12 protein-coding genes are annotated in these 13,978 nt (G+C 69.9%); 3 read left to right on the forward strand and 9 right to left on the reverse strand.

Annotated elements, in window-relative coordinates; all coding sequences use genetic code 11:
• Positions 1–9: 9 nt before the first annotated feature.
• The 4 genes from AC3ANN_RS09555 to rpsP all read right to left on the reverse strand — a co-directional run bounded on the left by AC3ANN_RS09555 (position 10) and on the right by rpsP (position 5,533).
• Entirely contained in the window at positions 10–4,095 is a 4,086-nt protein-coding gene (locus AC3ANN_RS09555; RefSeq protein WP_488340736.1) for a bifunctional nitrate reductase/sulfite reductase flavoprotein subunit alpha, read from the reverse strand.
• Between the two features lie 104 nt (positions 4,096–4,199).
• The gene (gene rimM, locus AC3ANN_RS09560) at positions 4,200–4,868 is read right to left on the reverse strand and encodes a ribosome maturation factor RimM (protein WP_488340810.1); all 669 of its coding nucleotides are present in this window, start codon (positions 4,866–4,868) and stop codon (positions 4,200–4,202) included.
• A gap of 1 nt (position 4,869) precedes the next feature.
• A complete protein-coding gene (locus AC3ANN_RS09565) occupies positions 4,870–5,100 on the reverse strand; it encodes an RNA-binding protein (RefSeq protein WP_127819708.1) in 231 nt (76 codons plus the stop codon).
• Between the two features lie 4 nt (positions 5,101–5,104).
• Positions 5,105–5,533, reverse strand: a complete 429-nt coding sequence (rpsP, locus tag AC3ANN_RS09570; protein ID WP_488340737.1) for a 30S ribosomal protein S16 — start codon at positions 5,531–5,533, stop codon at positions 5,105–5,107.
• A 192-nt stretch (positions 5,534–5,725) separates the two neighbouring features.
• Between rpsP and AC3ANN_RS09575 the strand changes: the two genes are divergently transcribed.
• Positions 5,726–6,889 carry a glutamate--cysteine ligase gene (locus tag AC3ANN_RS09575; protein WP_488340738.1) on the forward strand — a complete coding sequence of 388 codons (1,164 nt, stop codon included), beginning with the start codon at positions 5,726–5,728 and terminating at the stop codon, positions 6,887–6,889.
• Between the two features lie 84 nt (positions 6,890–6,973).
• Here the strand turns inward: AC3ANN_RS09575 and AC3ANN_RS09580 are convergent, their stop codons facing one another.
• The 3 genes from AC3ANN_RS09580 to AC3ANN_RS09590 all read right to left on the reverse strand — a co-directional run bounded on the left by AC3ANN_RS09580 (position 6,974) and on the right by AC3ANN_RS09590 (position 10,683).
• Positions 6,974–7,819 carry an endonuclease domain-containing protein gene (locus AC3ANN_RS09580; RefSeq protein WP_488340739.1) on the reverse strand — a complete coding sequence of 282 codons (846 nt, stop codon included), beginning with the start codon at positions 7,817–7,819 and terminating at the stop codon, positions 6,974–6,976.
• A gap of 240 nt (positions 7,820–8,059) precedes the next feature.
• Positions 8,060–9,625 (reverse strand): signal recognition particle protein, encoded by a 1,566-nt coding sequence (gene ffh, locus AC3ANN_RS09585; protein WP_488340740.1) that lies wholly within the window; start codon positions 9,623–9,625, stop codon positions 8,060–8,062.
• Positions 9,626–9,699: 74 nt separating this feature from the next.
• A complete protein-coding gene (locus AC3ANN_RS09590) occupies positions 9,700–10,683 on the reverse strand; it encodes a TetR family transcriptional regulator (RefSeq protein ID WP_488340741.1) in 984 nt (327 codons plus the stop codon).
• Positions 10,684–10,789: 106 nt separating this feature from the next.
• Between AC3ANN_RS09590 and lipB the strand changes: the two genes are divergently transcribed.
• Complete coding sequence (gene lipB / locus AC3ANN_RS09595) at positions 10,790–11,428, forward strand: lipoyl(octanoyl) transferase LipB (protein ID WP_488340742.1); 639 nt, start codon at positions 10,790–10,792, stop codon at positions 11,426–11,428.
• Positions 11,425–12,453 (forward strand): lipoyl synthase, encoded by a 1,029-nt coding sequence (gene lipA, locus AC3ANN_RS09600; RefSeq protein WP_488340743.1) that lies wholly within the window; start codon positions 11,425–11,427, stop codon positions 12,451–12,453. Before lipB ends, lipA begins: the two co-directional genes overlap by 4 nt.
• A gap of 21 nt (positions 12,454–12,474) precedes the next feature.
• Here the strand turns inward: lipA and AC3ANN_RS09605 are convergent, their stop codons facing one another.
• A complete protein-coding gene (locus tag AC3ANN_RS09605) occupies positions 12,475–12,975 on the reverse strand; it encodes a DUF2004 domain-containing protein (protein WP_488340744.1) in 501 nt (166 codons plus the stop codon).
• 129 nt (positions 12,976–13,104) lie between these two features.
• A complete protein-coding gene (ftsY, locus tag AC3ANN_RS09610) occupies positions 13,105–13,977 on the reverse strand; it encodes a signal recognition particle-docking protein FtsY (RefSeq protein ID WP_488340745.1) in 873 nt (290 codons plus the stop codon).
• Position 13,978: the final 1 nt, after the last annotated feature.

The following is a 13,978-nucleotide window of genomic DNA, read 5'->3' on the forward strand; positions in this document are numbered from 1 at the left end:
AATCCGGGCTCAGTAGACGTCGCGGGCGTAGCGGCCATCGGCCGCAAGCCGCTGCTTGTACTCGATGGCGTCGTCCTCCGACAGCCCGCCGTGCTGCTGGGCGATCGTGACGAGCGTCGCGTCGACGTCCCGCGCCATGCGCGCCGCATCGCCGCACACGTACACGTGCGCACCCTCCTCGATCCAGCGCCACACCTGGGCGCCATGCTCGATCATGCGGTCCTGCACGTAGATCTTCTGGCGCTGGTCACGCGAGAAGGCGAGGTCGAGGCGCGTGAGGAAGCCGTCCTCGTGCATCTCGAGCAGCTCGTCGCGATAGTAGAAGTCGCTCGCCTCGTGCTGCTCGCCGAAGAAGAGCCAGTTGCGGCCGGTATGACCGTCGGCGCGGCGATCGTGCAGGAATCCGCGGAACGGCGCGACGCCGGTGCCGGGGCCGATCATGATCATCGGCGCGTCGGATGCCCTCGGAGGCCGGAATCCCGGAGTCCTCTGCAGGTACACGGGGGCCGACTCCCCCAGCCCGCCGGCGAGGAAGGTCGAGCACACCCCGCCGCGTGCGCGACCCGACTCGGTCTCGAAGCGCACCACCGACACGGTGAGCTCGACGGTGTCGGGATCGGTCTTGGGACTCGACGAGATCGAGTACTGCCGGGGCTGGAGCCGCTTGAGCACCTCGACCCATTCGGCCGCGGAGGCCTGCACGGGATGGTCGCGCACGAGGTCCACGGCCTGCTGGCTCCACAGGAACTGGTCCAGCCTGCCCTTGTTCTCGCGACGCAGCAACGCCGTGAGAGTCGTGTCGTCGCGGCGTTCTGCGATGAAGCGCACGAGGTCGGTGGGGGTCCTCGTGATGTCGAGCCGCGTGCGCAGGGCGTCGCCGAAGGTGCGCTCCTCACCGTCGATCTCGACGATCGTCGCGGCCGGGATGCCGGTGGCCTCGAGCCACTCCGCCACGACCCCGGGACTGTTGGCGCACACCACCCCGAGCGAGTCGCCGGCCTCGTACGCCGCGCCGGAGTCCGACAGGTCGAACGCGAAGCGTCGCACCTCCTTCTTCGAGCCCGCGCCGCTCAGCAGCTCGTCACGCACCAGCGTGGCGCGGACCGGGTTCGACCGCGTGAACAGGCGTCGCGTCGGCGCCACCGCGAGGGCCGCCGGCGCCGCGGCTGCGACATCCGTCCCCTCCGCCAGCAGTTCGACCACCTGCGCGAGCCATGCCGCCGCGGGCTGGTCGAAGTCGGGCTCGAGGTCGACGCGGTCCATGAGCGCCGTCGCGCCGAGCTCGCCGAGCCGGTCGTCGATCCGGCGGCCGTGGCCGCAGAAGTCGTCGTAGTTGGAGTCGCCCATCGCGAGCACGGCATACTGCAGGCCGGTCAGTGCAGGCGCGCCGTCGGCGCTCAGCTCGCGCCACAGATCGGCGCCGTTGTCGGGCGGGCCGCCGTCGCCGAACGTCGAGGTGATGACCAGAAGCCGCCGCACCGCGGCGAGCTCGGCGGCTCTCACCTCCGACATGCTGCGCGTGCGCGCCGGGATGCCGCGGGCCGCGAGCGCTCCCGCCGTGCTCGCGGCGAACTCCTCGGCGTTGCCCGTCTGCGAGCCCCACAGCACCACGACCTCGTCGGCCGGAGTCGCGGCTGCCGCACCGGACCCGATCGCCGTGCGCGAGTACGCGCCTGCCAGGACCCCGTCGAACCACGCCCTCGCGATCGCTCCGAGCGGGGATTCGACGGGCAGGACCGGCACCTCGCCTGGCGCGAGCGAGCGCGATCGCAGCGTCGAGAGGAAGCCCGCGATATACGCGCTCTCGCGGTCCGAGAGCGTCGGAACCATGCCGAGCCCCACCCCGGCGCGCGCCAGCGCCTCCTCCGCTGCCGTGACGTCGCCCGAGGACGCCTCGCCGTCGACCGGCGCGGCTGCGGGCCCGACGCGCCTCAGTGTCACCGCCGCGAACTTGAGCTCCGGCTGCGCCGAGTCCTCGTCGACCGCGTCGCTGGTGACCGCGTTGACCGTGACGTACTCACCGTGCTCGTCGTTCCAGTGGAAGGGCGCGAAGACGTTCCCCGGCCGGACCCGGTCGGTGACGACCGCGGGGGCGAGGAAGCGTCCGCGCCGCGACGAGACCTCGACCTGGTCACCCGGAGCGATGGCGTGCGTGTCGGCATCGATCGGATGCAGCTCGACGAACGGTCCGGGGTTGAGTCTGTTGAGCTTCGCGACCTTGCCGGTCTTCGTCATCGTGTGCCACTGGTGCTGCACGCGCCCGGTGTTGAGCACCCAGGGGTAGTCGTCGTCGGGGAGCTCCGCCGGGTCCATATGCGGTCGCGCCAGGAACTGCGCGCGACGCGACGGCGTCGCGAACGCCAGCCGCGGGGCCGTGCCGTCCGGTTCGACGTGCAGCCGCTGGCTGACCCCGTCGTTGAGGTACCGGATCGGATGCCGTGCCACGGCGTCGTCGGGAGGGGCGGGCCATTGCACCGGCGTCCGGCGGAGGCGCTCGTACGTGACCCCGCGCACGTCCCACCCGGTCTGCGGATTCCAGAAGCGCCGGATCTCGTCGAAGACCTCCTCACTCGACGAGAAGTCGAAGCCTTCGTCGTAGCCCATCGCCCGTGCGACCTGACAGATCGTGAGCCAGTCCGGCTGCGCATCGCCCGGCGCCTCGACGACCTGCTGCACGAGCGTCAGCGTGCGGTCGCTGTTCACGGTGACCCCGTCGGACTCGACCCACAGCGTCGCCGGCAGCAGGATGTCGGCGTACGCGTTCGTGGCTGTCTCGGTGTACACGTCCTGCGCGATCACCAGCTCGGCGGTCTCGAGCGCCTCGATGACCGTCCTGCGGTTCGCGACCGACGCGACCGGGTTCGAGCAGATGATCCAGGCCGCCTTGATCTCGCCCGCGGCAATCCGGCGGTACATGTCGATCGTGCCGGAGCCCGCCTCGGTTCGGAGGGCGCCGGCCTCGAGGCCCCACGCCTCCTCGACGAACGCGCGGTCGGCAGGGCTGAAGACGGCTCGCTGCCCGGGGAGGCCGGGGCCCATATAGCCCATCTCCCGGCCGCCCATCGCGTTCGGCTGGCCTGTGAGCGAGAACGGTCCGCTGCCCGGACGGCAGATCGCACCGGTGGCGAGGTGCAGATTGCAGATGGCGTTCGTGCTCCACGTGCCATGGGTCGACTGGTTGAGGCCCATCGTCCACAGCGTCATCCACTCGCCGGCCTCCCCGATCCACTGCGCTGCAGTGCGGATGTCGGCCTCGGCGAGCCCAGTGATCGCCGCCACGCGGTCGGGCGTGTAGTCCGCGAGGAACGCGGGCATGGCATCCCAGCCGTCGGTGTGCGCCGCGATGAACTCCTCGTCGATGTCACCCGACTCCATGAGCAGGTGCAGGAGGCCGTTCAGCAGGGCCAGGTCGGTGCCGGGCGCGATCTGCAGGAAGAGATCGGCGCGGTCGGCGGTGGCCGTGCGCCGGGGATCGACGACGATGAGCCGCGCGCCCTGCTTCAGCCGGTCCGCCATGCGCAGGAAGAGGATCGGATGGCAGTCCGCGGTGTTAGAGCCGATGACGAAGAAGAGGTCGGCCCGGTCGAAGTCCTCGTACGAACCGGGGGGACCGTCCGCGCCGAGCGACTGCTTGTAGCCGGTGCCGGCCGAGGCCATGCACAGGCGCGAGTTCGACTCGATGTGGATGCCCCGGATGTAGCCCTTCACGAGCTTGTTCGCGAGGTACTGGGCCTCGAGGCTCATCTGCCCCGACACATACACGGCGACGGCATCGGCTCCGTGCTCGTCGACGATCGCGCGAAGCCGGCGTCCGGCATCCGTCACCGCCTGGCCGAGGGGAACGGGCACAGGAGCCTCGCCGCGCGCCGGCCGCACGTGGGCCGAGGTCATGCGCCCGGGAGCCGCCATCAGCTCCGCGTGCGTGGCACCCTTCGTGCACAGTCGGCCGGCATTCGTCGGATGCGTCGCGTCTCCTGCGACTTTCGAGACGCGCAGCGGATGCCCCGGCTCAGGGCGCGACGTCGTGACGGCGATGCCGCAGCCCACGCCGCAGTACGAGCACACCGTGCGAACCACGGACCCGACGTCGGCCATGCCTCCGAGGATCCCCCACGGAGGTTCCGGTGGCTTTCCCGTCGTGTTTCCCGCAGATCACATCTGCTGCACGCCGTCGGCGCGGCGGAAGTGAGAGCCGAGGCTCAGTCGGCGTCTTCGCCCTCATCGGCCGCGGCCGGAGCGGCCTCTTCGTCGGCGGGAAGCTCTTCGAACAGTCCGGGCGGAGGGGTCACGACGACGCGACCGCCGGGGACGTCCACCTCGGGCACGATCGCCTTCACGAACGGCACGAGCACCTCGTCGGCGTCGCCGGTCGCGGGCTTCACGATCAGAAGATCCTGGGCCGGGAGATGATCGACGCGCACGACCCGGCCGACGACGACGCCGTCACGGATGACGTCGAGCCCGACCAGCTGGTGATCGAACCACGCATCGTCCTCGGTGGGAGCGGACTGCGGGTCCTCGTCGATCCAGAGGATCGCGCGGACCAGGCCCTCAGCCGCGGTCCGGTCCTCGACGCCCTCGAAGAACGCCACGGGATGACTGTTCATCCAACGGAACTCTCGCACCGTGAGGGGCTTCCCGTGCCACGGCGAGGATTCCGGCACCTGAAGCGTGAACGTCGCCCCCGGAACGAACCGACCCTCGGGATCGTCGGTGTACAGCTCGAGCTTGAGGGCGCCCTTGAGCCCGTGCGCCTTCACCAGGCGGCCGACGCGCAGCTGCGTCTTGCCAGCCTTGCCCGGGGGCACGGCAGGTGCACTGGGCCGATCCGAAGCCTGCGGCTCGTCGGCCCTGTCTTCGCCTGCCATCTCAGTCATCCGCGACGTCGACGCGCACGCGGCGGCCGTCGGCGAGGGCGCTGATGAGAGTGCGCAGGGCTTTGGCCGTGCGGCCGCCGCGCCCGATCACGCGACCCCGGTCATCGGGGTGGACGTGCACCTCGAGCACGTCGCCGCGAGACGACGTGGACGAGTCGATGCGGACGTCATCGGGGTGATCGACGATCCCCTTGACGACGTGCTCGAGCGCGGCGGCGAGCAACGGATTACTCTGCGGACTCGGCGGCCTCAGCCGCGTCGGTCGCCTCGTCGGCGGGAGCCTCTGCGGGCTCCTCGGCCTTCTTCTCGGCCTTGGGCTTGACGACGGACTTCTTGGCGGAGTCGACCTCGAACGCGGCCTTCTCCTCCTTGACCTGGACGGTCGAGACGGCGTTCGCGTCGCCCTTGAACTTGCCCCAGTCGCCGGTCAGCTTGAGAAGAGCGAGCACCTGCTCGGTCGGCTGCGCGCCGACACCCAGCCAGTACTGTGCACGCTCCGAGTCGACCTCGATCAACGAGGGCTGCTCGGTGGGGTGGTACTTGCCGATCTCCTCGATGACACGACCATCGCGCTTGGTGCGCGAGTCGGCCACGACGATGCGGTAGTAGGGCGCACGGATCTTGCCGAGGCGCTTGAGACGGATCTTGACAGCCACGATTCTCCTGAATGTGTGGGAAGTGAACGAACCTGTCGCCTGGAGAGTGGGGTGCACACCCGGCGGGAGCTCAGAGGAGGACCGAAGCGCTGGATAGAGGGTCGAGCGGTCGGTCCGACCCTTTATTCTGCCAGATGACGAGGGATGCCGCGAACCGCGTCGATGGCGGCATCCGCGTGTCAGACTGTGCGAATGACGGTGCCCTTCGCGACATCAGCCCGTTCGTCGGTCGGTCTGGAGTGGGAGATCATGCTCGCGGATGGCGAGACCGGCGACCTGCTCCCCCGTGCCCCCGACGTGCTGGCGGCGATCGAGGAGGACTCGTCGCTCGAGCGGTACACCGTGACCGGCGAGCTGCTGACGAACACCGTCGAGGTGACCAGCGGCGTGGGCGACACCGTCGCGGCCGCCGTCGACGACATCGCCGATGCGATCGCCGCGGTGCGGACCTTCACCGACCGCGAAGGCATCGATCTGCTGTGCGCGGGCAGCCACCCGTTCGCGCAGTGGTACCAGCAGAGCGTCACCGACAAGACCCGCTACCACAAGCTCATCGAGCGCACGCAGTGGTGGGGGCGGAACATGATGATCTGGGGCATCCATGTGCACGTGGGCGTCGAGGACGTCAACAAGGTGTTCCCCATCATGAACGCGCTCTCGGTGTACCTGCCGCACCTGCAGGCACTGTCGGCCTCGAGCCCCTTCTGGGCCGGCGAGCGCACCGGATACGCCTCGAACCGCGCGCTGGTGTTCCAGCAGCTGCCGACGGCCGGCCTGCCGTGGCCGCTCGACGACTGGGCGCAGTTCGAGGGCTATCTCGACGACATGGTGCGGACCGGAGTCATGGAGGACGCCACCGAGGTGCGGTGGGACATCCGTCCGGCGCCCCGCTGGGGCACGATCGAGGTCCGCGCGTGCGACGGAATGTCGACCCTCCCCGAGCTCGCCGCGATCGGAGCACTCGTGCAGGTGCTCGTCGAGCACTTCTCGCGTCGCCTCGACGAGGGCCTGCCGCTCGAGACGATCCAGCCATGGTTCACCCGAGAGAACAAGTGGCGCGCGGCCCGCTATGGTCTCGACGCGCGCATCATCGTCGACCATCTGGGCACGCAGCGCCCCGTCGCCGAGCACCTGCGCGACACGCTCGAGCAGGTCGCCGACATCGCGGTCGAGCTGAAGTGCGCGCGCGAGCTCGCCGGCATCGAGACGATCCTCACGCAGGGCGCGAGCTACGCGCGCCAGCTCGCGGTCGCGGATTCCGCCGAGGGAGACCTGCGCGAGGTCGTGCGGCACCTCGTCGGCGAGTTCCGCTCCGGCCCGACGCTGCGTGAGCACCTGGCTTCGACGACCCCCTGACCCGGCGTCCAGCCGAGGAGGAGTCTCGAAACGAGGATGCCTCGCGCTGAAGCATCCTCGATTCGTGATGCGTCCTGGCCTCGATCATCGAGCGACGTGACGGCCCTGCGCCACCGCCGTGAGTATCGTGGACTCGACCTGAGGCCAGCCGAAAAGGATCTGGGCGTAGTCGAACCGCAGCACGGTGTAGCCGCGAAGAGCGAGCCGCGCGTCGTGCGAGATGTCGCGGCGACGGTCCTTCGCATCGCGATGGAACTCGAACCCGTCGACCTGCACGACGAGCCGGCGCCCGATGAGGATGTCGACGCGGTGGCCCTCGAGAAGCACCTGCTGCCGCAGGGATAGTCCGAACGGGCGCAGGCGTTCGACGACGTACGTCTCCAGTCCGGAGTCCGACAGCAGTGAGGCGAGCTCGGCGAGCTCCCGTGCCCTCGGGCCCTTCCATGCCACCTGCGTCAGTTCGTCGCGGGTCACGAGGCGTTTGCGCAGCGCGGACTCCCAGACCGCGAGAGCATGCTCACGTGCGACGCACGTGGCGACATGCGCGAGCACATTGATCAGCGGCTCCCGCCACGCGTGTCGCGCCACCGGCATGGGACCGGGCGACCAGTGGAACGTCGTCGCCGAGGGCTTGCGAGCCGATGACGTCGGACGCACGCTCACATGGAGGTCGGTGTGGTCGGGGGTCCACAAGTCGGCTCGCGACGCCTCGGATAGGCACGTCAGCCTCCCGCCCGCATCCACCGCCTTCACGGCGGCCGGGTCGGCGCGCGGGGTTACGAGCCACGTGCGCCGTATGCGACGGACGTGTCCTCGGCCGATCGCTGACCGCACGTCGTTGATCGTGTACCCCGCCGCACGGATGTCGAAGCCGTGCGCAAGCCCCCCACGTCGGTGCAGCCACTCCGTGAACAGGACTCCGCTCGCCATGCATGGCAGTCTGCGCGTGCCGGAGGCTCATCTCGCCGCCGTCACCCAGAACCCGTGGAGAACTCGTCCGCTCGCTTGCCTGTGGAGGGACGGACTCAGCATCAGGCATCGAGAAACGAGGAAGGATCGCGAAACGAGGGCGAATCCCGTCCACGCGTCCTCGTCTCGCGATTCAGCCTGCACCGGCGATTGGGCGGTGCCGACGGATGCCGGGGGCCGGAGCCCGACCGATGCGCAGGGTCAGCCGCGCCCCAGGAGCTTCTGCAGTTCGGCGAGGTCCGCCTCGCTCGGCTGCCCCTTCGCGCCGCCGCCGCCCAGGCCGAAGCCGGAGCCGGTGGGCGCGGGCGCGGCCTGCGCCGCGATGCCGGCGTTCTCGGCGGCGCGCTTGGCGGGGTTGCCCGAACGGGAGCCCTTCGCCTTCTGCTGCTTGCCGCGCTTGGACGACGCGCCCGGGCGCCCGGCGCCGGGGATCGGTCCCATGCCGGGGATGTTCGGCACACCGCCGCGGGCCACGGTCTTCATCATCTTCGCGGCCTGCTCGAAGCGCTGCACGAGCTGGTTGACGTCGGTCACCGTCATGCCCGAGCCGCGCGCGATGCGCAGGCGCCGAGAGCCGTTGAGCACCTTCGGGTTGCGACGCTCCCCCGGGGTCATCGAGCGGATGATCGCCTCAGTGCGGTCGATCTCGCGTTCGTCGAAGTTCTCGAGCTGCTCCTTCATGGACCCCATGCCCGGGAGCATCCCGAGCATCTTCTTCATGGAGCCCATCTTCTTCATCTGCTGCATCTGCTCGAGGAAGTCCTCGAGCGTGAAGGTCTCGCTCGCGAGCTTCTCGGCGACCTTCATCGCCTCCTGCTCGTCGAACGCCTGCTGCGCCTGCTCGATGAGCGTGAGGATGTCGCCGAGGTCGAGGATGCGCGACGCCATGCGGTCGGGATGGAACGCCTCGAGGTCGTCGAGACCCTCGCCGGTCGACGCGAAGATGATCGGGCGCCCGGTGACCGAGGCGACCGAGAGCGCCGCTCCACCGCGCGCGTCGCCGTCGAGCTTGGAGAGCACGACGCCGGTGAAATCGACGCCGTCCTGGAACGCCTTCGCGGTGTTGACGGCGTCCTGTCCGATCATCGCGTCGATGACGAACAGGACCTCGTCCGGATCGGTGGCCTTGCGGATGTCCGCCGCCTGCTTCATGAGTTCGGCGTCGACGCCGAGGCGGCCGGCGGTGTCGATGATGACCACGTCGTGCTGCTGCCGGCGCGCGACCTCGACGCCGTCGCGAGCGACCTTGACCGGGTCGCCGACGCCGTTGCCCGGCTCGGGCGCGTAGATCGCGGCGCCCGCGCGCTCGGCCACGACCTGGAGCTGGTTCACCGCGTTGGGCCGCTGCAGGTCGGCGGCGATCAGGAGCGGCGTGTGCCCGTCCTTCTCGAGCTGGCGGGCGAGCTTGCCCGCGAACGTCGTCTTTCCCGAGCCCTGGAGTCCGGCGAGCATGATGACGGTCGGCGGGTTCTTGGCGAACTGCAGCCGCCGCTGCTCGCCGCCGAGAATCGCGATGAGCTCCTCGTTGACGATCTGCACGACCTGCTGCGCGGGGTTCAGCGCGCGGTTCACCTCGTCGCCGAGGGCGCGCTCGCGCACCTTCGCCGTGAAGTCCTTGACGACCGGCAGCGCGACGTCCGCGTCGAGCAGGGCACGACGGATCTCGCGGACGGTGCCGTCGACGTCGGCAGGTGTGAGCTGCCCCTTCTTGCGGAGATTGCGGAAGGTCTCGGTGAGCCGGTCGGAGAGGGTGCCGAAAGTCGCCATGATCCCCTGATTCTACGTGGCGAACCCGAGCCGCCGGTGCGTGCGTGCGGTCGTCGGCGTGAGCGGCGACCGTGTCACTCGGGGTCGAGCTCCTGGAAGAGCGTCACCTGCAGATCCGCCGGGCCGCGCAGGCGGGCGTTCAGCGAGCGCCATGGAGTCTGTCGAGCGGATGCCTCGACCGCGGCGCCCGCCGCTGCCAGCCGCGGCACCGCCACGGCGGTCTCATCCACTTCGAGAGCGACGCGGATCCGATCGCTCGGCGCGTCGCCGTCGGTCTCTACGCGGTCGATGTAGGCCACCTGCGCGGGGTTGGAGAGCTCGAGGGTCGCGCGGCCCGCGTCGAGGATCGCGACGCGCGCGCCTCCTTCGGCCTCGTACGCCTCGGACTGCGGCATCCCGACGACGTCGCGATAGAACGTCAGGGCCTCATCGAAGTCGGGTGCCGTCACGACGACCCGCAGCTGCCGGACCTCGCCCTGCGCGGCGGGCACCCGCGCCGCGGCATCCGCCGCTCGTGCGAGGAACCGGGCGAGCGAGGTGCGTCCGGCGCCGTCATGGGCCCACGCCTCGATCGCCGCGAGCACCGCCCCGCCCCACGCCGAGCCGGCCACCTCGGCCCGCAGGCGGTCCGCTCCGCCACGCACCAGCCGTGCGGCGACGGCGCGCGCGATGCGCGACCGGCGCAGCGCGGCCTCGCGCTCCAGCTCGTCCTCGAGGCCCATCGCCGCCGCGTTCACGATCCCGAGCGCGAGGCTGTCGGGTGTGAAGCCTGCCGCGATCGCGAGCGCCGCCGCACGCACCACCGCCACGGCGTCCGCCTCGTCGCTCTCGAGACGCCCCTCGAAGGCGGTGATGCGCGCGTCCAGACCCGACCAGAGGATGTCGGACTTCGACGAGAAGTAGTTGAAGAAGCTCGACCGGCTCACGCCGGCGCGCGATGTGATGTCGGCGATCGATGTCGCCTCGAAGCCCTTCTCGAGGAAGAGCTCGCACGCCGCCTCGGCGAGAGTCTCGCGCGAGGATGCCTTCGGTCTGCCCACCCGGCCGCTGCTGTTCACGACGACACGCTATCGGGCGAGCGCAGCGCACAGCATCCGTCGACGACTCCAGGGCGTATTGTTGGACGCGATCCAGTAATTGCTCACAAGGCGAGAAGGAGCCGCAATGCTCGAGATCCAGACCGTCGGCCTCTCCCCCGACGTCGTGCCGTACCTCGACGGATGGGACCTGCAGCGTCGCATCCATGCGGAGGTGGTCGCCGGCGACCGGCCCGACACGCTCCTCCTGCTCGAGCACGAGGCGGTCTACACGGCCGGCAAGCGGACGGAGCCGCACGAGCGACCCACCGACGGCACACCGGTGATCGACGTCGACCGCGGCGGCAAGATCACGTGGCATGGGCCAGGACAGCTCGTCGGATACCCGATCGTGCGCCTCCCCGAACCCGTGGACGTCGTCGCGCACGTGCGCCGGATCGAGCGTCTGCTCATCGCGGCCCTGCGCGAGCACGGCGTCGACGGGTATCAGGTCGAGGGTCGCAGCGGCGTGTGGGTGCGTCGGCCGCTCTCCGCGGACAAGGTCGCGGCCATCGGCGTCCGCGTCGAGAAGGGCGTGACGATGCACGGCTTCGCCGTCAACTGCGACAACACGCTCGCGGGCTTCCGCGGCATCATCCCGTGCGGGATCACGGATGCCGGGGTCACCACCGTCAGCGAGATCGCCGGAGCGCACATCGCCCCACGCGACATCCTCGACTCGGTCTCGCGCGTGTTCGCCGACGAGTACGCGGGGGTCGCGGCGTGAGCGCGTGCGGCACCGGCCCGGCCGCGTCGCCGGCATCCGGACCCGGCGGACGCAAGCTGCTGCGCCTCGAGGTGCGCAACGCCCAGACGCCCATCGAGCGCAAGCCGGAGTGGATCAAGACCAAGGCGAAGATGGGCCCGGAGTACCAGGCTCTGCACTCGCTCGTGAAGACAGAGGAGCTGCACACGGTCTGCCAGGAGGCCGGCTGCCCCAACATCTACGAGTGCTGGGAGGACCGCGAGGCCACGTTCCTGATCGGCGGATCGCAGTGCACGCGCAGGTGCGACTTCTGCCAGATCGACACCGGCAAGCCCGCCGACTACGACGTCGACGAGCCGCGACGCGTCGCCGAGAGCGTGACGCGCATGCGGCTGCGCTACGCCACCGTGACCGGCGTCGCCCGTGACGACCTCCCCGACGGCGGCGCGTGGCTGCACGCCGAGACGGTGCGGCAGATCCACGCGCAGAACCCGAGCACGGGCGTCGAGATCCTCGCGACCGATTTCAACGGCGACCCGACGCTGCTCGGCGAGGTCTTCGACAGCCGTCCCGAGGTCTTCGCGCACAACGTCGAGACGGTTCCGCGCATCTTCAAGCGCATCCGCCCGGCATTCCGCTACGAGCGCTCCCTCGGCGTGCTCACGCAGGCCCGCGCGGCCGGCCTCATCACCAAGTCCAATCTGATCCTCGGGATGGGCGAGGAGCCCGAGGAGGTCGTCCAGGCCCTGCGCGACCTGCACGAGGCGGGCACCGACATCATCACGATCACGCAGTATCTGCGGCCGTCGCCTCGCCATCTTCCCGTCGCCCGCTGGGTGAAGCCACAGGAATTCGTCGAGTTCAAGGACGAGGCCGAGCGCATCGGCTTCCTCGGCGTGCTCGCCGGGCCGCTCGTGCGCTCGTCGTATCGCGCGGGTCGCCTGTGGGCGCAGTCGATGGTGTCGAAGGGACGCGAGATCCCATCGCACCTCGCGCACATCGCCGAAGACGTGCACGTCGAGCGCGGGTTCGCGCAAGCCGTGTAGTCGTCCGGCGCGCGACTCAGGTCAGTCGGCGCTCGTCACCGAGAGCACGGCGCCGTCCGAGTCGAGGTTGACCAGCAGCACGTCGTCGGTCGCGTCCGGATCGAGCGCGTACTCGAGGACGGCGAACGGGTCCGCGCCGCCGTGCTCGTCGGCGAGGATCGTCATGCTCATCAGCTGCAGCGAGCGGATGACGTCGATGTGCACGTCGCCCGAGATGTCGACGAGCACCTGCTCGAGCGCGTGCCCGAGGATCTCCTGCTGCTGCAGGATGTACTCGGTGACCTCGCTGGTGCGATCGCTGAGTTCGTCCACCATGGCGTTGCGGGCGCTGCGGTCGATGGCCTCGATCGACGAGATCAGTGCGGCCGCGACGTCGAGCGCGGCTTCCGACACGTCGTCCTGATCGGGCGCGGTGAGATCCACCGTGACCGACTGGTCGCCCAGTTCGACGTTCTCCGACCAGAAGATCGATCCGTCAGGACCCGATTCCAGGAGTCCGAAATAGTCGTGCTCGATCGCCATGTCCCCATGAAACCGCAACCGGCGCGTCCGCGATAGCCCGAACCTGGCGTGGCGCGGATCCCGCCCTCGCAGGCACGCGATGAGGCTCGCCGCCGCCGCCGCGCGGGCGCCGGACATCCCCCGTCGACGTCACTCCACGAGGGATGCCGCGAAGACGTGCGGCGTGAATCCGGTGAGATCGCCGATGCCCTCGCCCTGGCCGAGTAGCTTCACCGGGATGCCGGTGCGCTCCTGCACGGCGAGCACGAATCCACCCTTCGCCGAGCCGTCCAGCTTGGTGAGCACGAGGCCCGTGACGCCCGCGTGCTCCAGGAAGGCCTGCGCCTGCATCACGCCGTTCTGACCCGTGGTGGCATCGAGCACGAGGAGCACCTCGCTGATCGGCGCCTGCTTCTCGATCACGCGGCGGATCTTGCTGAGCTCGTCCATGAGCCCGCCCTTGGTGTGAAGGCGGCCGGCGGTGTCGACGAGCACGATCTCGGTGCCGGTGCGCTTGGCGTACTCGATGGTCTGGAAGGCGACGGATGCCGGATCCTGACCCTCCTGCTGAGGCCGCACGATCGTCGCTCCGCCCCGCTCGGCCCACGTCGCGAGCTGGTCGACGGCGGCGGCGCGGAAGGTGTCGGCCGCGCCGACGACGACTGAACGGCCGTAGCGCTGCAGGAACTTCGCGAACTTGCCGATCGTCGTGGTCTTGCCCACGCCGTTGACGCCGACCACGAGCACGACCGCGGGGCGCTCGGTGAGCCGCAGCGTCGTGTCGAACTTCGCGAAGTGCTCTTCGAGCGTCTCCTTCAGCATGCGCTGCAGGTCACGCGGGTCGGTGGTGCGGAACCGCTCGACCTTCTCGCGCAGCTCGTCGACGATGCGCTCGGTGATGTCGGGTCCGAAGTCGGCCGTCAGCAGCGCGCTCTCGAGGTCGTCCCACGTGTTCTCGTCGATCGTGGGCTTGACGAACATGCCGCGCAGCGCGCGACCGAGCGACCAGGAGCTGTCTGCCATG

Source organism: Microbacterium sp. STRO-2N (assembly GCF_057747775.1).